26 protein-coding genes are annotated in these 18,551 nt (G+C 38.0%); 19 read left to right on the top strand and 7 right to left on the bottom strand.

What is annotated here, in order from left to right:
* Positions 1-266 precede the first annotated feature (266 nt).
* Positions 267-479: a cold-shock protein gene (locus ACO1DI_RS02205; protein ID WP_014459029.1), complete on the bottom strand. Its 213-nt coding sequence runs from the start codon at positions 477-479 to the stop codon at positions 267-269.
* A 233-nt stretch (positions 480-712) separates the two neighbouring features.
* Here ACO1DI_RS02205 and ACO1DI_RS02200 point away from each other — a divergent pair, with 233 nt between their 5' ends.
* The 5 genes from ACO1DI_RS02200 to ACO1DI_RS02180 all read left to right on the top strand — a co-directional run bounded on the left by ACO1DI_RS02200 (position 713) and on the right by ACO1DI_RS02180 (position 4,419).
* The gene (locus tag ACO1DI_RS02200; protein ID WP_423145023.1) at positions 713-1,585 is read left to right on the top strand and encodes an STAS domain-containing protein; all 873 of its coding nucleotides are present in this window, start codon (positions 713-715) and stop codon (positions 1,583-1,585) included.
* Positions 1,586-1,724: 139 nt separating this feature from the next.
* Positions 1,725-1,859, top strand: coding sequence for a hypothetical protein (locus tag ACO1DI_RS02195; RefSeq protein ID WP_255256570.1), 135 nt, complete (start codon positions 1,725-1,727; stop codon positions 1,857-1,859).
* Positions 1,860-2,197: 338 nt separating this feature from the next.
* Positions 2,198-3,355, top strand: a complete 1,158-nt coding sequence (locus tag ACO1DI_RS02190; RefSeq protein ID WP_116739896.1) for a ParM/StbA family protein — start codon at positions 2,198-2,200, stop codon at positions 3,353-3,355.
* Between the two features lie 15 nt (positions 3,356-3,370).
* Positions 3,371-4,078 (top strand): hypothetical protein, encoded by a 708-nt coding sequence (locus ACO1DI_RS02185; protein ID WP_423145022.1) that lies wholly within the window; start codon positions 3,371-3,373, stop codon positions 4,076-4,078.
* Between the two features lie 191 nt (positions 4,079-4,269).
* Positions 4,270-4,419: a hypothetical protein gene (locus tag ACO1DI_RS02180; protein WP_423145252.1), complete on the top strand. Its 150-nt coding sequence runs from the start codon at positions 4,270-4,272 to the stop codon at positions 4,417-4,419.
* Between the two features lie 4 nt (positions 4,420-4,423).
* Here the strand turns inward: ACO1DI_RS02180 and ACO1DI_RS02175 are convergent, their stop codons facing one another.
* Together ACO1DI_RS02175 and ACO1DI_RS02170 are read right to left on the bottom strand one after the other, a co-directional pair.
* Entirely contained in the window at positions 4,424-4,732 is a 309-nt protein-coding gene (locus ACO1DI_RS02175) for a hypothetical protein (protein WP_226555134.1), read from the bottom strand.
* A 224-nt stretch (positions 4,733-4,956) separates the two neighbouring features.
* Positions 4,957-5,484: a cupin domain-containing protein gene (locus tag ACO1DI_RS02170; protein WP_153252209.1), complete on the bottom strand. Its 528-nt coding sequence runs from the start codon at positions 5,482-5,484 to the stop codon at positions 4,957-4,959.
* 275 nt (positions 5,485-5,759) lie between these two features.
* On the opposite strand from ACO1DI_RS02170, the gene ACO1DI_RS02165 reads away from it, so the two are divergent.
* The 3 genes from ACO1DI_RS02165 to ACO1DI_RS02155 all read left to right on the top strand — a co-directional run bounded on the left by ACO1DI_RS02165 (position 5,760) and on the right by ACO1DI_RS02155 (position 7,005).
* Positions 5,760-5,948, top strand: a complete 189-nt coding sequence (locus ACO1DI_RS02165; RefSeq protein WP_013058178.1) for a hypothetical protein — start codon at positions 5,760-5,762, stop codon at positions 5,946-5,948.
* A gap of 242 nt (positions 5,949-6,190) precedes the next feature.
* Positions 6,191-6,367: an aspartyl-phosphate phosphatase Spo0E family protein gene (locus ACO1DI_RS02160; protein WP_223260221.1), complete on the top strand. Its 177-nt coding sequence runs from the start codon at positions 6,191-6,193 to the stop codon at positions 6,365-6,367.
* Positions 6,368-6,615: 248 nt separating this feature from the next.
* Positions 6,616-7,005, top strand: coding sequence for a MerR family transcriptional regulator (locus tag ACO1DI_RS02155; RefSeq protein ID WP_014459036.1), 390 nt, complete (start codon positions 6,616-6,618; stop codon positions 7,003-7,005).
* Positions 7,006-7,085: 80 nt separating this feature from the next.
* Here the strand turns inward: ACO1DI_RS02155 and ACO1DI_RS02150 are convergent, their stop codons facing one another.
* Entirely contained in the window at positions 7,086-8,147 is a 1,062-nt protein-coding gene (locus ACO1DI_RS02150; RefSeq protein ID WP_013058175.1) for an NAD(P)-dependent alcohol dehydrogenase, read from the bottom strand.
* 154 nt (positions 8,148-8,301) lie between these two features.
* Complete coding sequence (locus ACO1DI_RS02145) at positions 8,302-8,562, bottom strand: HPr family phosphocarrier protein (protein ID WP_014459037.1); 261 nt, start codon at positions 8,560-8,562, stop codon at positions 8,302-8,304.
* 266 nt (positions 8,563-8,828) lie between these two features.
* Here ACO1DI_RS02145 and ACO1DI_RS02140 point away from each other — a divergent pair, with 266 nt between their 5' ends.
* Positions 8,829-9,560: a nucleotidyltransferase domain-containing protein gene (locus ACO1DI_RS02140; protein WP_014459038.1), complete on the top strand. Its 732-nt coding sequence runs from the start codon at positions 8,829-8,831 to the stop codon at positions 9,558-9,560.
* Positions 9,561-9,628: 68 nt separating this feature from the next.
* On the opposite strand, the gene ACO1DI_RS02135 is transcribed toward ACO1DI_RS02140, so the two are convergent.
* Positions 9,629-10,372, bottom strand: coding sequence for an SDR family NAD(P)-dependent oxidoreductase (locus ACO1DI_RS02135; RefSeq protein WP_115654504.1), 744 nt, complete (start codon positions 10,370-10,372; stop codon positions 9,629-9,631).
* A 117-nt stretch (positions 10,373-10,489) separates the two neighbouring features.
* Between ACO1DI_RS02135 and ACO1DI_RS02130 the strand changes: the two genes are divergently transcribed.
* The 10 genes from ACO1DI_RS02130 to ACO1DI_RS02085 all read left to right on the top strand — a co-directional run bounded on the left by ACO1DI_RS02130 (position 10,490) and on the right by ACO1DI_RS02085 (position 17,344).
* On the top strand, positions 10,490-11,332 hold the full coding sequence (locus ACO1DI_RS02130) for a LysR family transcriptional regulator (RefSeq protein ID WP_423145021.1): 843 nt from the start codon (positions 10,490-10,492) through the stop codon (positions 11,330-11,332).
* A 189-nt stretch (positions 11,333-11,521) separates the two neighbouring features.
* Positions 11,522-11,941 carry a GNAT family N-acetyltransferase gene (locus ACO1DI_RS02125; protein ID WP_423145020.1) on the top strand — a complete coding sequence of 140 codons (420 nt, stop codon included), beginning with the start codon at positions 11,522-11,524 and terminating at the stop codon, positions 11,939-11,941.
* On the top strand, positions 11,938-12,045 hold the full coding sequence (locus ACO1DI_RS02120; RefSeq protein WP_115654502.1) for a helix-turn-helix domain-containing protein: 108 nt from the start codon (positions 11,938-11,940) through the stop codon (positions 12,043-12,045). The genes ACO1DI_RS02125 and ACO1DI_RS02120 overlap by 4 nt, the downstream gene beginning before the upstream one ends.
* 134 nt (positions 12,046-12,179) lie before the next feature.
* Positions 12,180-12,491 carry a hypothetical protein gene (locus ACO1DI_RS02115; protein WP_423145019.1) on the top strand — a complete coding sequence of 104 codons (312 nt, stop codon included), beginning with the start codon at positions 12,180-12,182 and terminating at the stop codon, positions 12,489-12,491.
* Positions 12,492-12,544: 53 nt separating this feature from the next.
* Positions 12,545-12,808, top strand: coding sequence for a YesK family protein (locus ACO1DI_RS02110; RefSeq protein WP_140451246.1), 264 nt, complete (start codon positions 12,545-12,547; stop codon positions 12,806-12,808).
* 63 nt (positions 12,809-12,871) lie between these two features.
* Positions 12,872-13,597: an ABC transporter ATP-binding protein gene (locus tag ACO1DI_RS02105; protein WP_243556357.1), complete on the top strand. Its 726-nt coding sequence runs from the start codon at positions 12,872-12,874 to the stop codon at positions 13,595-13,597.
* Positions 13,594-14,421, top strand: a complete 828-nt coding sequence (locus tag ACO1DI_RS02100; RefSeq protein WP_014459046.1) for an ABC transporter permease — start codon at positions 13,594-13,596, stop codon at positions 14,419-14,421. The genes ACO1DI_RS02105 and ACO1DI_RS02100 overlap by 4 nt, the downstream gene beginning before the upstream one ends.
* Positions 14,422-14,434: 13 nt before the next feature.
* A complete protein-coding gene (locus ACO1DI_RS02095) occupies positions 14,435-15,208 on the top strand; it encodes an ABC transporter permease (protein WP_014459047.1) in 774 nt (257 codons plus the stop codon).
* 7 nt (positions 15,209-15,215) lie between these two features.
* The gene (locus tag ACO1DI_RS02090) at positions 15,216-15,893 is read left to right on the top strand and encodes a response regulator transcription factor (RefSeq protein ID WP_042992472.1); all 678 of its coding nucleotides are present in this window, start codon (positions 15,216-15,218) and stop codon (positions 15,891-15,893) included.
* Positions 15,881-17,344, top strand: a complete 1,464-nt coding sequence (locus ACO1DI_RS02085) for an ATP-binding protein (protein WP_423145018.1) — start codon at positions 15,881-15,883, stop codon at positions 17,342-17,344. The genes ACO1DI_RS02090 and ACO1DI_RS02085 overlap by 13 nt, the downstream gene beginning before the upstream one ends.
* A 233-nt stretch (positions 17,345-17,577) precedes the next feature.
* Here the strand turns inward: ACO1DI_RS02085 and ACO1DI_RS02080 are convergent, their stop codons facing one another.
* Positions 17,578-18,444: an alpha/beta fold hydrolase gene (locus tag ACO1DI_RS02080; RefSeq protein ID WP_226701439.1), complete on the bottom strand. Its 867-nt coding sequence runs from the start codon at positions 18,442-18,444 to the stop codon at positions 17,578-17,580.
* Positions 18,445-18,551 lie beyond the last annotated feature (107 nt).

Below are 18,551 nucleotides of genomic sequence, written 5' to 3'. Positions count from 1 at the left end.
TTGTAATGGAAATAATACTTTTTTATAATAATCATCCTTTCTTTGCAGTACTCTATACTGTATTCACTCATAGAGGAAATGTTTGGATACTTGTCTGATAACTTTAGAACTGTTTTTTAAATAGCTAATAGTAACTAATTTTGAATGTAGAATTATTTGCATCATATAAAAGACACCTCGTTTGAACAAAAGTCGAAGAGGTGTTTTTATTCGAAGGGTATTTGATTCGAGAGTCTACCCATAACCTGTATGTAAATGTCACTCTATCAGTCAACTGGGTGTACTTTTATAGCGCTGGGTCCTTTAGCTCCTTCTTGGATTTCAAATTCTACTTTTTGTCCTTCTGACAGGTTTTTATATTCCTCATGGTCGATCGCATTGGAGTGAACGAACACTTCTTTTGATCCGTCCTCGGGTGTGATAGATCCAGATCCTTTTGATTGGTTGAACGATTTAACGGTTCCTTTATGTTTGCTCATTGAAAAATCCCCCTTATAAGTATAGAAATAAATTCATAGTAGTTTTTACCCCAACGCTGAAATTTCAATCATGTTTATGGTAGGCATACCGATTAGAAGAGTAGGGATAAAAGCAAATAGGTAGGGCTTAACAATTTTTTCATTTCGGTTATATTTTTATATTGTCTGTGACATAACTATTGTTATAAAATGTAATCGTTAATTCTGCTAACTAAAGGAGATAAAGAAAAAAAATGAGGGATGAGTTGTTATATATAGGGAAGAAAATTATCGATAATAAACAGGAATTAGCGATGCAATTTTCTGATCTGATGGACTCTGAATATAAGCGGAAGCTTGTTTACCACGAAGAAAGCGAAGTTTTAAGATGGAGAGCAGAACTCATTGAGTATTTAGGCGAGTCGTTATTCGAAGAACACTCGGTCATTTTAAAGAAAATCGTTCAGTGGGGTACAGATATAGGAAAAGTGGCTGTGGAAAACGGACTTTCTTTGAGGCAAACGTTAAAATCACTCGCGCTGTTTCGAACAGTGATATGGGGCGTTTTTACAGAAGAGCTGCAGCAGAAGCAGTTTGCTCCTATTACGATGCTTGATGTAAGTAAAAAAATTGATCCGATGCTTGATCAGCTTAATCATATATTTGTCGAAATTTATGAAGAACATAATACCGAAACCATAAAACGAGCTTATGCAGCGCTAGAAGAATTATCAGTTCCCATCGTTCCTCTTTCTGAAGGAATCGCTGTGATGCCGATCGTTGGACAAATTGATACGCATCGTTCGCAGCTTATTATGGAAACGGCTTTAGAAAAAAGTGCTCAGCTGCAGCTGAGTTATTTAATATTTGATATTTCAGGTGTTCTTATCGTCGATACGATGGTAGCGGACAATATTTTTCAAATTGTAAAAGCCTTACAGCTTATCGGCACTAAAACGATGATTACCGGAATACGTCCAGAAATCGCGCAAACCGTTGTTGATTTAGGCGTCGATTTTGGAACAATCAAAACAAGAGCGACGTTAGAAAAAGGTCTTGAAGAAATAGGCTTCAGTAAACTGCCAGAAAATCCGCACAGAAAACCAAACAAATGGCCTTTTCAATGAATAAAAAAGAGGCTTAGACAAAGTATGTTAGTTGAAGTTAAACCCGAACCGTTAATCTGATTGATGGTTTGGGTTTTTTTGTTGTTATGGTTGTTGTTATGGTGAACGTAGGTTTCATGTATGTAGCTGCTTCTAGCTGGTGATTGGAGGGCAAGACGAAGACTCCTGCGGGAAAAGCGGAACAGGTGAGACCCCGCAGGAGCATAAGCGACGAGGAGGCTCACCGGCCGCCCGCGGAAAGCGAAGTCCTGCACGGAAATCACCAGCGGTGTAAAAAGCAGTCCAACTCATTTATCTCATTTGTTCGTCTTTCGATTGGGTTGATTTAATTATGTTTCCATCTCTTAGTTTTCTCGTGTCTCTAAAAAATAAAAGAAAGGCTTATATTACGAAAAATTTAAGGGGAAGTCACAGCGTCACATGTTACATTCCTTGTAAAAATGGGTACTGGTAAAAAGAAGCATTTCAAGCGCTTTTCAATTACATTAGCCGTCTAAAATTAATTAATTGTCAATTTAGAATAACATAAATTATTTAAATACTTAGACAAACAAATGAGGAAAATATATACTTATTAGTGTTGTCACGAAAAGATAAAGGGGAGAAACAAGGATGGATATCAAACGTCAAAACGTTGATTTTGGTAACTCAATTTTTCAAACGCTAGTGGATGGTTATTACTATGAAATTCCTACAAACGTAGTAGAAATCACAAAAGATCAGGCAGAGGGTCATTTTCCTTCAAGTGTAAATGAACCGGAATTACTTCTTCAAAATTTGCTGATTTCTACAACAATCGAAGGAGTAGAAAAGTATTATTTAGTAGGAGACGCAGCAGAGAAACACGTGCTAGGCAATATCCATATTAATAAGTTACATAATAAAACTGAATCTGATATTCCTTATGTGATGTTTTTAGCTTCAGTTGCTTATTACAACATACTTAAAGGAAAAGACAAAGAGGATAATAGTGTGACGATTAATTATTTCTCGACTATGCTTCCGATTTGGCTGCTTAAGAAAACAAATAAATTCAGTGAAATGCAGCAGAAGATGGCCGAACGTTTTCAAGGAGAGCATACGGTTACGGTATTGACTCCTGGGTTAGAAAAAACGGTCACTGTGAACATTGAAACGAGCAAATGCCGTATTGAAAGCGAAGTGGCTCGCTGGGCGATCAAAAAAGATTTTGAATTACAAGATAGAGAAGAAGCAAATGCATTCAAACATTTTGAAACATTGATTGTAGATTTGGGCGGAGGTACGGTTGACCTGGCACTGCTTCCTGCAGGACTTCAAGCTCCTAAAAGCAGAAATTCGTTGAAGTGTCTTACGGATATTTCATATTTGAAGCATATTGAAAAGCTAAGAAATGAAAAGCTGCTTGAGTATTTTGATGATGTTCGTTCATTAGAAGAATTTATTATTGCCAATATCCATAAAGCAAAAATGGAGCAAAGAGACGGCAACAGCGGGAAAAAGGTAGATCTCACGGAGCCTATTCACGCTTCACTTAGAGAATACACGCAAATTTTATTAACGAAAGTTGAAAATCTATTTCCATCGCCAAAAGATAAAGTCTATAAATATATTTATATCGGAGGACTGGCTCCTATCCTTCAACAGTTTATTGCAGAGCAGATTGATAACATGTACGGGGAAGAGATCAGAGAAGAAAACCATCTTTTCTTGCCGGAGACACGCAAATTAAATTTATACGGTCTTGAAATTTTAAGCAGACATGAAACAAACGCAGCGGTTCACGTTTAAAAAGGGGGAGCATACATGAGTCATCAAAACACTCGCCTTAAGGAAGCATTAGACGATTGGTACGGTCAGATAAGCTCCCAAATGGCTGCACCATTTTACTTACTATCAAACGCGTTTCTGACAGCTGGGAATCTATCAGCAGATATGATGGGAGTAAGGGAAAAGACCGCAAGTAATAGAGATGAACGTGCAAATTTTAAAATCGAAACTGCTAACATTCCGTCAGAAGTGTCTTCATTTCTGAAAGAAAAACAGCAGTCAAATGAGCTGCAGGACTATATAGTAGGACTCATACAGCAAGACATGCAAAAAACGAGTAAAGAAGAGGATGTAGAAACGCTCGTTCATTCACTTCGAAAAGAGCTGTTGGGCGAAATTGACTTACTAAAAAAAGAAATGAATTCACGTCTTGCTGCAAATCGTGAGGAGTATGAGTCCAAGCAGGCAAATGAACTTCAGGATTATGTAGCGAAGCTTGTGGAACAAAACGGGCAGAAAGACAGCGGGGAAGAAGATTTTCAATCGTTAGTTCATTCATTAAGAGCGGAGCTGTTAGGAGAAATTCATTTGCTTAAAAAAGAGCTTGGCTCTGCGTCAGCTCCTTCTTATAAGCAGCTGAAACCCGTTAAAAATGAGGAAGAAGAAACATTTAAAGAAGGTCAGTTAATTAAAAGTGAAAAAGTGACCGGAACCATTCAAGAAGATATTGATGTAGATTTCTAAACAGAAAGTAGAGGCGTGATATGCCTCTACTTTTATTATTTTTCTATTTAAAATGAGGCTGGGTCAAAAGTAATTTAGTAAAAGAAAGGTCCGAACGAGTTTAATTCTTGAATGTGAAACCAACTTGTTCAGTTTTTTTTATTGGTACGGTGAACGTAGGTTTCATGTGTTTAGATGCTTCTAGCTGTTAATTGGAGGGCAAGGCGCAGATTCCTGCGGGAAAAGCGGAACAGATGAGACCACAGGAGCGCAAGCGACGAGGAGGCTCATCGTCCGCCCGCGGAAAGCGAAGCCTCGCACGGAAATTAACAGCGCTCCAATGTAAAGGCTTTAGCGTATAAATCATCAATCTTTTTTGTTTCTTTTTAGCTTTTTTCGAAAATATAAGCAAATATCAAATGTAACGATGGTACAAATACTGCATTTTATCATAAACCAAAATAACGATTCGTTTATGCCAAATCCGCCAATCGAAGCTTTTAGTTCATTTAGCTGCCTGAGAATTAAATTTATGTCTTTTTCATAGGCCACAGTAAAAGATTTAATCACAAGCATGGTCATAATGACTGCTTCTACAGATATATAGAGAATTTTTCTTGCTAATTTAAGAGAAGGATTTACGTTTGATTTGGGAATTTTATAAAATAATTTCATCGCCTGTTTGCCTTTCAGTTATTTTAAGCTGTTTAAAAAGATTAGTTTATTCTATAATTCTTTCCTTGGCTATAAAATCCTGTATGTATAGCAAGTTTAAAAAAAGCCCGCTAGAAAAGGTAGTACACCGATTTTCTAGCGAGCTTTTTTAGTCAACATTCATTTATTCACTTAGTATTGATCCTGAAAAAGCGTTCCAATCCTGCATAACGCTCTGCTTATCTTTAATGTTCTTCAGCCAGGGCGTTTGCTTTTGTCACATGAACCGTACCAAATGGGTGGTTTGGCGGAGCGTATATAGAGTAAAGCTTTAGCGGAGTGGTACCCGTATTGGTGACATCATGCCACGTTCCGGCAGGGATAAATATCGCATCGTCATCGTAGACTTTTCGTTTAAAGGTTAGATCGTTTTTACTTTTGCCCATTTGAACAACGCCTTGCCCTTGTTCAATGCGCAGGAATTGATCAACGTTAGGGTGGATTTCTAAGCCGATATCTTCACCGGGCTTGAGACTCATTAACGTCACTTGTAAATGTGTTCCCGTCCATAAAGCAGTGCGGTACGTATTGTTTTGCTTTGACGCTTCATTAATGTTAATAACAAACGGCCTTGGTCCGTAGTCCTTTAATTTACCGTTTCTTTGCTGAAATTGTTCGCTGGTGTGATAGTGATTCGGCACATAATAACTATATGGCTGCCAGCCGTAATACACTGGAGTCTGCCACTGATGGTAATAAGGTGTATAGTGCATACTCATTCTCCTTTTCTCGTTTCATTTTTCTTTTCATCCTATGCTTTTGTCAAAACGGTTGATACCATTTGCCTTTTTGTCCGCGGTCTTTATCCGCTTATTTTTTGGTGAAATCATGTAATTAATGATTTCTCTGAGCTCTTTGCCTGGTTTTCGGTGGTTAAAAAATACTTTCATCACTTTAATACGATAATTCAGTAAAAAATATATCGTATGAAAACGTTTTATTTGATATAATTTTAGAAGATGAAAATTATTTTAAAGGGTGACGTTCATTGAAAGAAAAAAAACTTCAAGAATTAACTGAACATCTTAATAATTTATTCAACAATTTAATTCATGGATCTATCACAGAAGGTGAATTTAATGAGCTGTCCGAAGAGCTTTACAGAAAGCAAACGAGGCTGCGCTATGAGATAGAGTGTGAGAAAGGTTCGTATTATAGAGAATATTTTAGAGGCTAAGGCTTTGTATTAGACTGCTTTATAAGAAATAAGAAAAGACCTCCACTTAGGAGGCCTTTTCTTAACTTCTAGTAGAAAGTGGAGTGATACTTTCTATTTCAATAAGTATATTAGTATATTTACTTCATAAAAAATACAACTGTTGAAGTTCTAAAACTCGCTATTCACCCCCAAAAACCTGTATGATAGGTTTAAGATTACCGCATATGAGATATATGTATAGTAAAAAGGGGTGATGAGCTGTGAAGTGGTATAAAGGAGTTGTCATGCAAGTCTTAATGACAGAAATCGAAACAGCAAGAGAGCACATGGTTATGTTAGGACTTACAGAAGGTCTTACAAGTCGTAATACAGTTCGAATCAGTCAAACCCTTGATTATTTATTAAATGAACTAAGTAAAGTGATGGCCGCAGATTAATCGTATTTTATATAAAAATGAAAAGAGCTGCTGACTTCACGGCAGCTCTTTATAAGTTGCTTTAACGTTTACTTTAATGTTTATGATACTATTTATACAGTTACCTCATAGCAAAGAAAATAGCGGATTCGATTATATATATCGTATAGTAGAAACCTAGAAAATGAGTTGAAAGCACCTGTGAAAAGGGAAGCTTAGATACATAAAGCAAACGCCGTACTAAGAATGGCGATGGAGGGTATAGTGGAATGGAATATCATATTAAAGAGGCCGCTGCAAAGGTAGGGCTGCCTACGCATACGCTTCGATACTACGAACAGCAAGGGCTTTTGCCTTTTATAAAAAGAGATGAAAACGGAAATCGGATTTTTAGCGAGTCTGATATTGAGTGGCTGGAATTTATTATTTGCTTACGGAAAACGGACATCTCTCTTTTAGAATTGCGTAAGATTGTTGAATTAACACAAGAAGGCGATGATACAATCGGTTTGCGCAAGCAGATATTTGAAAAGCATAAAGAGAAAATGATGGAAAAACAAAGAGAGCTAGATGCAGCTTTTAGAAAAGTGGAAACAAAAATTGAGTACTATGATAAATTAGAGCAAAAGTATCAAGAAGAGCTTTCATCTAAAGCTTAATTTAACATTTGTTTTTCTTATTTTATAAAGAAATAAAAAACAGGCAGCTAATTGAATTAGCTGCCTGTTTTTTTTACAACTTACAGTGTAGAAATGTCAATAACAAATCGATAGCGAACGTCGCTGCGAAGAACGCGCTCGTACGCTTCATCTACTTGATTTGCATCGATAACTTCAATCATAGGAGCAACGCCGTGTTCAGCCGCAAAATCAAGCATTTCTTGTGTTTCACGAATGCCGCCTACAAGTGAACCCGCAATGCTACGACGTCCCATGATAAGGGAGAATACGCTGTATTGATCTGGGTTAGCCGGTGCACCAACGTTAACAAGCGTTCCATCTACGCGAAGTAATGATAAGTATTGATCCACGTTCAGGTTAGCCGATACCGTGTTTAAGATAAGGTCAAAGCGACCTGCTAATTCAGTGAACGTCGTCTCATCACTTGTTGCAAAATAATGATCCGCACCAAAGCTTAGCGCTTCTTCTTTTTTATTGTTAGAACGGCTTAATACCGTTACTTCAGCACCCATTGCATGTGCAAATTGAATCGCTACATGTCCAAGACCGCCCATTCCTACAATGGCAACTTTTTTACCAGGGCCAGCATTCCAGTGCTTTAACGGAGAAAATGTTGTAATCCCTGCACATAGAAGAGGACTTGCTGCATCCATACTTAAATTATCAGGAATACGAACAACGAATCCTTCTTTTACGACGATTTTTTGGCTGTAGCCGCCGTATGTACGGTTTCCGTCGTAATCCAATGAGTTATACGTTTGAACAACGCCTTTTGTACAGTATTGCTCGTCACCGTTCACACAGTACTCGCACTCTCCGCAAGAGTCAACGAAACATCCAACGCCAACGCGATCGCCAACCTTGTATTTTGTTACGTTTTCTCCAACCGCTTCAACTACTCCTGCGATTTCGTGACCAGGAACCATCGGGAACATCCCGCCGCCCCACTCATCAAATGCACTATGAATATCAGAGTGACAAATACCGCTAAACTTAATATCAATTAAAACGTCGTCTGCTCGCAGTTCTCTGCGTTCGATTGTCGTGTTCTCGAATTTTGCCTTTGCATGCGGCGCACTTAAAACACGTGATGTTGTTGTATGTTGATGATTATTACACATAAGTAAAAACACAATCCTTTCGTCGTTTGGTGTATTTAAAAACTACAATACTAGCTTAAACGTTAAAGTCGACTTTAAAGCAAGACCTTTTTGAAAAAAATTTCTTTCTATGACTTTATGAAAAAAGGAAAGGAAGGAATAGCATGGCAGCTTTCTATCTATGTTTAGTTAAAAGAAATTCTTCAAGGGTGCGAGCGGCAGCTTGTTCATCAACTCCATTTGTCAGCAGTGTTATTTCATCTCCTTTCTTAACAGCCAAAGCCATTACCTTCATGATGCTTTTTCCACTTACACATCTTCCATGTTTCGCAAGAAGAATATCACTTTGAAACGAACACGCTTCGCGTACAAACAAAGCTGTATGTCTAGCTAGAAGTCCACCGGAAAGTTGCACCGTCATTCTTTTAATCAGCATTGTATTTCCCCTTTTTTGTATTTTAAAAACTATAAAACTAGCTTAAACGTTAAAGTATACTTTAAGGCAAGGGAGGATTTGGATAAAAAGAGTCATTTATGAATGTATGGAGAGTAGCAATCGTTTCTACTAGTCATTTAAATAATGGTAACAAAAAGAAAATACGGTAGACATGTTCAGAAAGGTTAAATAAGAACTTATTGTTAAAGGAATTTCCACTCCCTAACCAGAAAAACAATATAGATATCATTTTCTGGAGGAATACGATGAAAGAGCTAAAAAGGTTAGAACCGCTGCAAGCAGCTACACAATTTATTTCTAAGCATTATCCTAATTGTCAAGGCGCATTGCTCGCCGGAAGCGTGGTGAGAGGCGAAGCTACGCATACGTCTGACCTTGATCTAGTTATTTTTGATGATAGTTTTACTTCTTCTTTTAGAGAGTCACTCATTGAATTTGGATGGGCCATTGAAGTTTTTGCTCATAACCTGGCTTCATACCAAGCTTTTTTTAAAAGCGACTGTAAGAGGGCTAGACCGTCACTGCCGAGAATGATTTCCGAGGGAATTATTTTAGCGGATAAAGGAGTGATGCAGTCTATAAAAAAAGAAGCGAAACAATTACTAGAAAAAGGCCCGGAAAAATGGTCGGAAGAGACGATTGAATTAAAAAGATATTTTATAAGCGATGCCTTGGATGATTTAATCGGTTCTTCAAATACAGGTGAAGCACTTTTTATTGCCAACACGCTCGCTTACATAACGCACGAATTTGTTTTAAGAACAAAGGGGCATTGGATTGGGGATTCTAAATGGATGGTCCGATCTTTAAATGACTATAATGAACGCTTTAGTAAAGAGTTTGTGGAGGCATTCGATACCTTTTATAAAACAGGGAGCAAAGATAAAGTGATTCAACTGGTTGATAAAGTATTAGCACCACATGGAGGCCGGCTGTTTGAAGGGTTTTCACTGGGGAAAGAGAGTTTGGATCAGTAGCCTTGTTAGAACCCCACTATTAGTTCTTGCTAGTAGTGGGGTTTATTTTTAGGGATATTCACGTATGCTTAAAGAGTTTGTCCGTTATCAATCGTAAACACTTGGCCCGTCACGGACTCTTGTTTTAACTGAAACAAGATGGCATCTGCGATATCTTCAGGAGAAGAAATGCGCTGAAGAGGCAAATTTCCTGCAAGCTGATACATTTTATCTTCGTTGCCAGACCACCACCTTGTGTCGACTGCACCAGGAGAGATGCAGTTTACTCGAATATGGGGTGCCAGTGCAATCGCTAACGATTTTGTCATCGTATGAATCGCAGCTTTTGTTGCTGCATAGGGAATAGACGAGCCGATCCCAGTTGTGCCCGCAACACTTCCTACATTAACAATCGCTCCTGATTTTTGCTTTTTCATATGTGGAACGGCTGCTTTTACACAGTGAAACATGCCTTTAACGTTTACATCATATAAAGAGTCCCATACGTCATCCGTTGCAGACTCTAAGTCATGCATGGGAATTTGAGCGGTAATACTAGCGTTATTTACTAATCCATCTAACCGTCCGAATTGTGCAATCGTTTGATGAATCATTTCATTGACTTCGTGCTCGTTGGCTACATTCGCTTTAAAAGCAAACGCGATGCTTCCTTTTTCTATAATCTCCTCAACCACTTTTTTGGCTTCTTTTTCGGAGTTGCTGTAGTTTATCACAAGTTTTGCGCCCATGTCAGCTAGCTTTAAAGCCGTTGCTTTACCTACGCCAGTGCCGCCGCCGGTAATAATAAATACTTTATCTTTAAAATCATTCATTTCTATAAACCTTCCTTTCTCTTACCATCTTTTATTATATCTTTGATCAAAAAAAGGATATAATAGGTAATACTAAGAGAGGTATCATTTAAAATGATATCAGCGGAGGAATTGAGAGTGGAAAGCCAAGACTTACGAATTTTTAAATATGTGGCAGAAGCCAAATCATTATCAAAAGCTGCGGAGATATTGGGATATGTTCAGCCGCATATCAGCCAGCGAATAAAAAACTTAGAGGACGAGTTAGATACCAAATTATTTATACGTACAAACAGAGGAGTCACGTTAACGGATGAAGGGGAAGCTTTGTTTAACTATGCCCAGCGTATTCTATTGTTAATGGACGAGGCTAAGGCAGAAGTTAATCCTAACAAGTTTAGAAATTCTTTAATTATTGGTGCCACGCAGACAGTTTCTGCTACTAAAGTTCCTTTTTTGTTCTCGTCGTTTCTGAAAGAAAACAAAAATATCGAGGTTAAAATAAAAACAGATAGAAAACAAGTCTTGCAAGAAATGCTTTCGTACGGGGAAATTGACGGCCTTTTTCTTAGCGGTACTTATAACGAAGCGCAGTTTGAAACGGCTTATCACTATGCAGAAAAGGTGGTGCTCATCGCACCTCTATATGAAGGTAGAGAAGAAACAGATCAACCAACGCTACTCATCAATAGTGATGTAAACTGCATCTATAGAAACAGACTATTAGCGTTTTCAAAAGAACATCATATAAATAAAGCCAACATCATGGAATTTGATTCATTAGAAGCGATTTTACAAGGTGTCCGCGATAGACTTGGCATGAGTGTAGTGCCAGCTAGCGTAGTGAATTCTCGTGGTGATATGCAAAGCATTCACTATCAAGAGCTTTCAGAAGACGTTCGAATTGATTTTGTGATAAAGAAAGGAAAGCAACGTTCTCCAAGTCTTAAGAAATTTATTCATTTTTTAGGGAGTCTATAATTGAGTATTTATTTTAGGTTCAAATCGTATATGATTTGAACTTTTATTTTTGTCTACATTTATATATTGAATATATGTTTTTATACCCTTAATACTCGTTATGATTTGAAAGATAAATGAATGATCCACCAAGGACTTTTGTTTTTGAAAACAGAAATAGTTTATATAAAAACAAAAGGAGTAGGTTCTATGAAGGTTTCTCTTTCAAATTGTATAGAAGATGTTGAGTGGTCGAGAATGAAAGAAATTTACTGCTCTGTCGGGTGGAAGAAGCATGATGAAGAAAAGATTAAAAAAGTATTTCAATCAAGCAACGTAGTAGCGATTGCTTATGATAAAAATAAAATAACAGGGTTTGGCAGAGCTCTTTCAGACGGTGTATTTAATGCTGCAATCTATGATGTTGTGGTTGATGAGCATTATCAGAACAAAGGAATTGGACATCAAATTATAGAAAACCTGCTTGCTCAGCTTAAGAATGTTTCTTGCGTTCATCTTGTTTCCACATCAGGCAATGAAGAGTTTTATAGAAAAGCAGGGTTTCGTGAAATGAAAACCGGTATGGCTCGTTATTTAAACCCGTCTTTAGCAAAAGAATATTTAGAATGAGCTATATCTCTATCTTAAAAACTGAAAAAAGCAAAGGCTATACTATACGCTTCACTACGCTGGAAGCCATTTGTGAAGTGCTAGATTGTCAGCGGGGGGAATAGTACCAGATGAATAAAAAAAGAGGACGTAGATAAAATCTACGGCCTTTTTTCTTTCTGGTGTTAAGACTTTGTAATTTGTATATTTCAATTCAGTATTATATGGTATTATTTTCTTTAGTTAGGAGGTATTTGAAATGAGTGTTTCAAAAGAAAATAAGCCGATTTTATTAACGGTTATTCTGCTGGCGGCTGCTTTTGTAGTGTTTTTTTCGAATCGGATATTCCCACTAAATTCAATTTTCCCAAATAGAAGCGGTGATTTGACCATTCCGCTGTGGCTATTTTTTGCAATAGACGTTGGCTTTATTGTGGCATTAGTTTTAGGAGTCCGAACAAAAAAGCCGAGCGTTGTGTGGTTTAGCATAATCGCAAACAGCATCTTTTTTGTGTTGCTTTCTAGCTTGATGTTTTTATTAGCGATTGCAAATGGAATTTCGGAACAGTAAGCTGATTATCTCTATTTTAAGTGAATGAAAAGGATTTAGAGAGGTTGATAGATATGATGATAGGCGGTCCTTTACTGATTGCCCTGCTGCCAGGTGTACTTGTACTCCTTGTAACCTGGCTGTTCAGAAAGATGAAGTGGAACAAAGTTATTAGAATGCTTCCGTCCATGCTTACCGTTCTTGCCGCCACCGTGCTTTTTTATATTGGCTATGTAGAAGTAAGAGGGTTTGAAGGTGCTGGCTATTTGTTTTTATCCGTATGTTTACTGTTGTTTGCAACTGTTGCATTTATCATTGCCAAAAAACCTGTACGATAATTTTTATAAACTTTATAAATTCTTTATAAATCCCTCCTATACTACGTGTAGGAGGGATTTAATATGAAAAATATTATTTTAGAGGTAAAGAGCGTTTCAAAAAAAGTAAGGCGTCGCCACTTAGTAAAAGAAGTATCGTTTCAAATCAGTGAAGGAGAAATATGTGGACTGCTAGGGCCAAACGGTGCTGGTAAAACGACCTTAATTCGTTTGTTGACGGGGTTGATTAAACCAACTGGGGGAGAAGTTTTTATTAATAGCAAAACCATTCTTTCACAAAGAAAAGAAGCGCTGCAAAGCGTTGGTGCAATTGTGGAGTCGCCCATCTTTTTTCCTTATATGACGGGAAAAGAAAACCTGACAAATTTAGCCCGATTGCATTCATTTTCGACAAAACAAGAAAGGCAGCAAAGAGTAAAAGAAGTACTTGATATCGTAGGATTAACCGGCAGAGAAAACGATAAAGTTCGAACGTATTCTCTAGGGATGAAGCAAAGGCTCGGAATTGCTCAAGCTCTTTTAGGTGACCCGGACTTATTAATACTGGATGAGCCCGCCAACGGCTTAGATCCAATGGGGGTACGTGAACTGCGCGAGCTGCTTTTCACCTTAAAACGTGACTATAACAAAACGATTTTAATCTCTAGTCATTTGCTGGATGAATTACAGCGAGTATGTGATCAAATTGTTGTGATGAGAGAAGGAGAGTTAATATGGGACGGCGCTCTGGACCAGTTAGCATCTGGTAAAAATCTTGAAGATGCGTTTGTAGAGCTGGTGTCGCAATGAAGGAGCTGTTAGTAGCGGAGTGGGAAAGACTTTGGAAAAGAAAAGTGGCGTGGCTGACTTTTCTATTAGTGCCGTTGGTACTGTTGGTCGCTTCTTCCTATCTCCAAAAACAAAATGGAGCACTCACAGTCGATTTACCAGAGTATACGTTTGCGGGAAACTTTCCTGTACTGAGCTTAGCTGAAATGTTATTTACCGTTTTTAATGCCATGTTCTTAGTTTTTATTACGCTCGTGGTTACCGGCGAATACCGGTCAGGACAGCTGCGAATGGTTATGATACGATCATATTCGTTTAAAGAAATCATCCTAGCAAAAGCCGCAGTGATTCTGCTGTTTAATGCACTGTTTTTTATTACGTATTTTTGTATGAGCTATGTGATAGGCTTTCTGATGTTTGAACACCCGCAAAGCTACTTTGTGTTTTATCACAGTCATGCTTTTAACATAAAAGAAGCACTAGTATATAATCTTTCGTTTTATGGATATGCCTACTTAACGACTATTGCGATATGCTGTGTGCTGTTTTTTATCTCTGTTATCAGCAAAACGACCACTACGGCTGTTGGAGTTGGGGTTGCTTTTATACTGATTTCCTTTTCGTATCCTACTTTATTAAGAGGATTTAGGCAGTGGATGAGTGAAGAGCTCTTTGGACAGCTGTTTTTTACTTCCGTACCGATGATTCAATGGCAGGGGATCACAGTCATGATGGCAGAGAAACCGCAGTTTGTAGGCTGGAATTTCGGCGTGTTAGGGTTTTATATTTTATTCTTTGGTGGTTTAACGTATTTAGCTATTCGAAAAAAAGAATCATTTCTATAAAAGGAGAGAAGACATGATGACAGGACTTTTTATCAGTGAATTAGAGCGAACGTTTAAACGAAAGAAAACAGCGGTGGTACTAGGTGTGTACATAGGGTTACTTGCTTTTAGCTGGTTCTTTTTCTTTCAAAGGGGAGGCATTTCATTTTTTGATGCGGCTCATGACGTGAAAATTGATTCTTTAAATTCAGCACCGCTGCTTCTTCGAGACCTATCGTTTGTGATTACGTTTATTGTCATTCCTATGTTTGTGGCAGATAGCTTTAACGGCGAGTATACGTCGGGAGCTCTGCGCATGGTACTAATTCGACCGCACCATCGCGTGAAGCTGTTTTTTGTAAAGTGGGCGGTTCAATGTTTACTAGTTTTTATTATTCTTTGTATTACGTGGGTAGTGGGGACATGCCTTGGGAAAATGGTTATGCCTCATGTGAATGAAACGACGTTTTTAGGCGGACATACGCTAGGGACTTTAGGGGCGTTACTATATTCGCTGAAATTTTACGGCATTTGTTTTTGCATCTTTATAGCGGTTATTAGTATCGGGAGTATCCTGAGTGTTCTTATGCCTAATTCCATTTTATCTTACGTCGCAACCATTGGTGCTTTAATTGGGAGTGTGTATGTGTCAGATAAACTAAGCTTCTTTTTCTCGGTAACCGATTCTGTTTTTCATGAATTAAGCAGGCCAAACTCTGAATTTTTAGTGAACCTATTATTTCCAATTTTGCTTATTAGCCTTATAATAAACCTATTCGTATGGAAAAAGAAGGAATGGATAGGGTGAGATGGAGATGAAGCAAACAATTTTACTAGTGGACGACGAAAAAGACATTATTTCATTTATGAAAGATGCGCTGCAAGATGAAGGATATGAGGTGGTGTTCGCTTACGAAGGGCAAGAAGCGTTAAAAAAGCTAAAGATAAATCCAGACTTAATTGTGCTGGATGTGATGATGCCAGGCATGGACGGCTTTGCACTTTGTGAAATGATCCGAAAAAGCATATCATGCCCCATTATCTTTCTAAGTGCCAAACAAACGGAGCAGGACCGAGTAAAAGGACTATTAGTGGGTGGAGATGATTACTTAGTTAAGCCTTTTAGCATGAAAGAACTAAAAGCCCGAATTTACGCCCATCTGCGCCGAGAGCAGAGAATTAACAGTAACTCCTATAACAGGCTTCACTTTGGAGAGTTAACCATTGATTTAAATGGCTATCAAATTTTACATAACAATGAAGTAATTCCGTTTACTTCAAGAGAATTTGAGATTATTCATTTCCTCGCTCTTCATCCAGGTCAGGTGTTTACACGTGAGCAGCTGTATGAAAAAGTTTGGGGCTACGACGCGGAAGGGGATTCGTCTACGATTACAGAACACGTGAAGAAAATTAGAGCAAAACTATTAAAGTATGACGAAACGCCTTATATCTCAACCGTTTGGGGAATTGGCTACAAATGGGTAAAATAAAAAAATGGATGAACCGGGCGACGTTAAAAGCGCAGTTTGTTTTATCTTTTCATTTAATTTTGCTGTACAGCCTGCTTGCGACGCTTTTAACGTGGGGAATTGTCATCTTAGTGAACTGGTTTCTTATGCCCGGAGCACTGAATCCAGCAAATTATTATGAAAAACAAATTCCTGATATTTTGCAGTTTGTGAATAAAAAAGAGGATGCGCTTCTTTCGAAAGATGTTCAAAGCCAAGTAGAAGCGGTGATTCCGCTAGAAGGAATGGATTATCAAATTATAACTAAAGAAGGACAAATCGTGTATGGATCCATGTCCACTTCATACATAAAAAATAAACGGGATCTTTATTCTCAGGTCAATACAAATATCCACTCAGGTAAATATATTATAAAAGTTTATCCGCTTTTTAATTCAAAAGACGAAGTAAACGGGGCGATTGCGTTAAGATATCAATTAAATGTGGCTTCGGCTAATCCAAATATTAAATGGATTGTTGCGCTTGTCACATTTGTATCGCTAGCCAGCCCGTTTCTTTACTTTTATTTGTTTGCTTATTTGTTTGGAAGACGATTTAGCAAAAAAATTGAACGGCCTTTTAATGAGCTGATGACCGCAGCCAAAAATATTCAGCATAATAATTTGGATTTTTCGCTGTCCGTCACTCAAGACGCAAAAGAATTAAGTCAGCTGCTGCATGCCTTTGAAGAAATGCGAAAAGAATTAAAGCAATCGCTATCTAAACAGTGGCAGCTAGAAGAAGACCGCAAAGATATGACAGCTGCGATTGCGCATGATTTACGAACGCCTCTTACGATTATTCACGGTCACACCGAAATTTTAGTAGAAGGAAGCAAAAAGGACCCGGAGAGGCTTAATCGATATTTACATACGATCTACACAAATACACAGCGTTCGATTCAACTATTAAATCAGCTGCAAGAAGTATCTGTCATAGAAAATCCGGGCTTTACTGTAAAACGGGAACCTATTGATATCTATACATTTGTTCATGAGAAAGCGGATGAGTTTCAGCTTTTATGTCAAAAAAAAGAGATTGCATTTGTATCTTCAATTAGTGTAGAAGATGCATCCAATCAATTTTACGGAGATCCTCAGCGCATTTCTCAAGTATTAGATAATATCATCACAAACTGTATTCGCTACACGCCTGAACGAGGGGAGATAGCTTGGAAGACAGTCATTCATCATAACGAAGTAATCTTTGAAATATATGATACGGGTCCCGGCTTTGCGTTATCGAACAAAGATCAGCTGTTTAAAAAGTTTTACAGAGAAGATGCGTCAAGAACAAGCGGCCACGGAAACTTGGGGCTAGGTCTTTACATTGCTCATTCCATAGTGAAAAACCACGGAGGAAGCATCACAGCGGATAATAAGGAGACGGGAGGAGCATTGTTTAAGATTGTTCTTCCGGTGGGAAAGAAGTAAACGCATAAAAAAAGAACCCTCAAAAAAGAGAGTTCCAAAAAGGGTAAGTAAGAAAGAAATGTACATGTTCCTTTGGGGGGACTGCATCTGTACAGTGAAATTCATACCCCATATACATCTGTTGAAACGTTGAAAAATAATCCAATTACAAAAAATAGACGATGATATGTTTTATAATCTATTAAAAAGACTGCAAAGCGGTTGTATCCTGTACTTTGCAGTCTTTTTCTAGTTTATTTGCTTAAGAAGTTTCTCATGAATTCATTTACTTTTTCTGGCTGCTCATGCTGAGGAGCATGCCCTACACCATCTAAGCGGTGAATCGTTACGTTTGGAACGTACTCTTCAATTCCATCTAAATTACTGTTTTCAAACGCTTCATCTGCATTTCCCCATACAATTAAAGTCGGAGAGTGAAATACTTTATGCGGAAGGGCAACAGGTTTATGAACGCGCTCTTCAAACGGATAAAGAGAAGACGCACGGTAGTAGTTAAGCATGGATTTCATCGCATTCGGCTGATTCCACGCCTCTACGTATTTAGCTTCTTCTTCTTTTGTTAAATAGCCTTTTTTGATGCCAGGCTCCGTCAGCATGTTTCTTAGCTTTTCACTATTATTTGCGAGTAGCTCATCTTGAGAATTTGGCTGTTGGAAAAAGCTCATATAGCTGCTTGCTTCTCGTTGAGCAGGGTTTTCAGCAAGCTCTCTTATAAATGTATAAGGATGCGGTGCATCGAACATCACTAACTTTTTGACATACTGCGGATACGTATAAGCAAATGCCCATGCTACAGCGCCGCCCCAATCGTGTGCTACTAACACACACTCTTTTTCACCAAATGCTTCAATTAACTGTTTTACATCTTCCATGAGAAGAGGCATGCTGTAAGAAGAAATTTCTTCTGGCTTATCTGATAAGTTATAGCCTCGCATATCTACCGCTACCACGCGGTAATCTTTCGAAAACTCTTCTAACTGATGGTGCCACGTATACCAAAAGTAAGGGAATCCATGTAAAAATAGCATAAGCTCGCCTTCACCTTTTGTCACGTAATGGAGGTTTACATCATTCACTTTTACATAACCGTCTTTAAACATCTTACTCATCCTTTCGCTTTTAACCTTTATTATAGAAAAACTTTACTCTTTATTACTTGATGCATCAACTAATAAGGTTTCTTTACGCGATAAATGAGCTATAAAGC

The organism is Priestia sp. 40 (assembly GCF_049368575.1).
Classification (GTDB): Bacteria; Bacillota; Bacilli; order Bacillales; family Bacillaceae_H; genus Priestia; species Priestia zanthoxyli.
This window is presented reverse-complemented; position numbering and strand designations above follow the sequence as displayed.

Coding starts and splice junctions, on each gene's coding strand:
- ACO1DI_RS02085 (WP_423145018.1), top strand. CDS start 15,881: ATGGGTAAAATAAAAAAATGGATGAACCGGGCGACGTTAAAAGCGCAG.
- ACO1DI_RS02095 (WP_014459047.1), top strand. CDS start 14,435: ATGATGACAGGACTTTTTATCAGTGAATTAGAGCGAACGTTTAAACGA.
- ACO1DI_RS02080 (WP_226701439.1), bottom strand. CDS start 18,444: ATGTTTAAAGACGGTTATGTAAAAGTGAATGATGTAAACCTCCATTAC.
- ACO1DI_RS02185 (WP_423145022.1), top strand. CDS start 3,371: ATGAGTCATCAAAACACTCGCCTTAAGGAAGCATTAGACGATTGGTAC.
- ACO1DI_RS02175 (WP_226555134.1), bottom strand. CDS start 4,732: ATGAAATTATTTTATAAAATTCCCAAATCAAACGTAAATCCTTCTCTT.
- ACO1DI_RS02205 (WP_014459029.1), bottom strand. CDS start 479: ATGAGCAAACATAAAGGAACCGTTAAATCGTTCAACCAATCAAAAGGA.
- ACO1DI_RS02090 (WP_042992472.1), top strand. CDS start 15,216: ATGAAGCAAACAATTTTACTAGTGGACGACGAAAAAGACATTATTTCA.
- ACO1DI_RS02150 (WP_013058175.1), bottom strand. CDS start 8,147: ATGTGTAATAATCATCAACATACAACAACATCACGTGTTTTAAGTGCG.
- ACO1DI_RS02170 (WP_153252209.1), bottom strand. CDS start 5,484: ATGCACTATACACCTTATTACCATCAGTGGCAGACTCCAGTGTATTAC.
- ACO1DI_RS02100 (WP_014459046.1), top strand. CDS start 13,594: ATGAAGGAGCTGTTAGTAGCGGAGTGGGAAAGACTTTGGAAAAGAAAA.
- ACO1DI_RS02200 (WP_423145023.1), top strand. CDS start 713: ATGAGGGATGAGTTGTTATATATAGGGAAGAAAATTATCGATAATAAA.
- ACO1DI_RS02115 (WP_423145019.1), top strand. CDS start 12,180: ATGAGTGTTTCAAAAGAAAATAAGCCGATTTTATTAACGGTTATTCTG.
- ACO1DI_RS02145 (WP_014459037.1), bottom strand. CDS start 8,562: ATGCTGATTAAAAGAATGACGGTGCAACTTTCCGGTGGACTTCTAGCT.
- ACO1DI_RS02120 (WP_115654502.1), top strand. CDS start 11,938: ATGAGCTATATCTCTATCTTAAAAACTGAAAAAAGCAAAGGCTATACT.
- ACO1DI_RS02140 (WP_014459038.1), top strand. CDS start 8,829: ATGAAAGAGCTAAAAAGGTTAGAACCGCTGCAAGCAGCTACACAATTT.
- ACO1DI_RS02105 (WP_243556357.1), top strand. CDS start 12,872: ATGAAAAATATTATTTTAGAGGTAAAGAGCGTTTCAAAAAAAGTAAGG.
- ACO1DI_RS02155 (WP_014459036.1), top strand. CDS start 6,616: ATGGAATATCATATTAAAGAGGCCGCTGCAAAGGTAGGGCTGCCTACG.
- ACO1DI_RS02110 (WP_140451246.1), top strand. CDS start 12,545: ATGATGATAGGCGGTCCTTTACTGATTGCCCTGCTGCCAGGTGTACTT.
- ACO1DI_RS02190 (WP_116739896.1), top strand. CDS start 2,198: ATGGATATCAAACGTCAAAACGTTGATTTTGGTAACTCAATTTTTCAA.
- ACO1DI_RS02125 (WP_423145020.1), top strand. CDS start 11,522: ATGAAGGTTTCTCTTTCAAATTGTATAGAAGATGTTGAGTGGTCGAGA.
- ACO1DI_RS02135 (WP_115654504.1), bottom strand. CDS start 10,372: ATGAATGATTTTAAAGATAAAGTATTTATTATTACCGGCGGCGGCACT.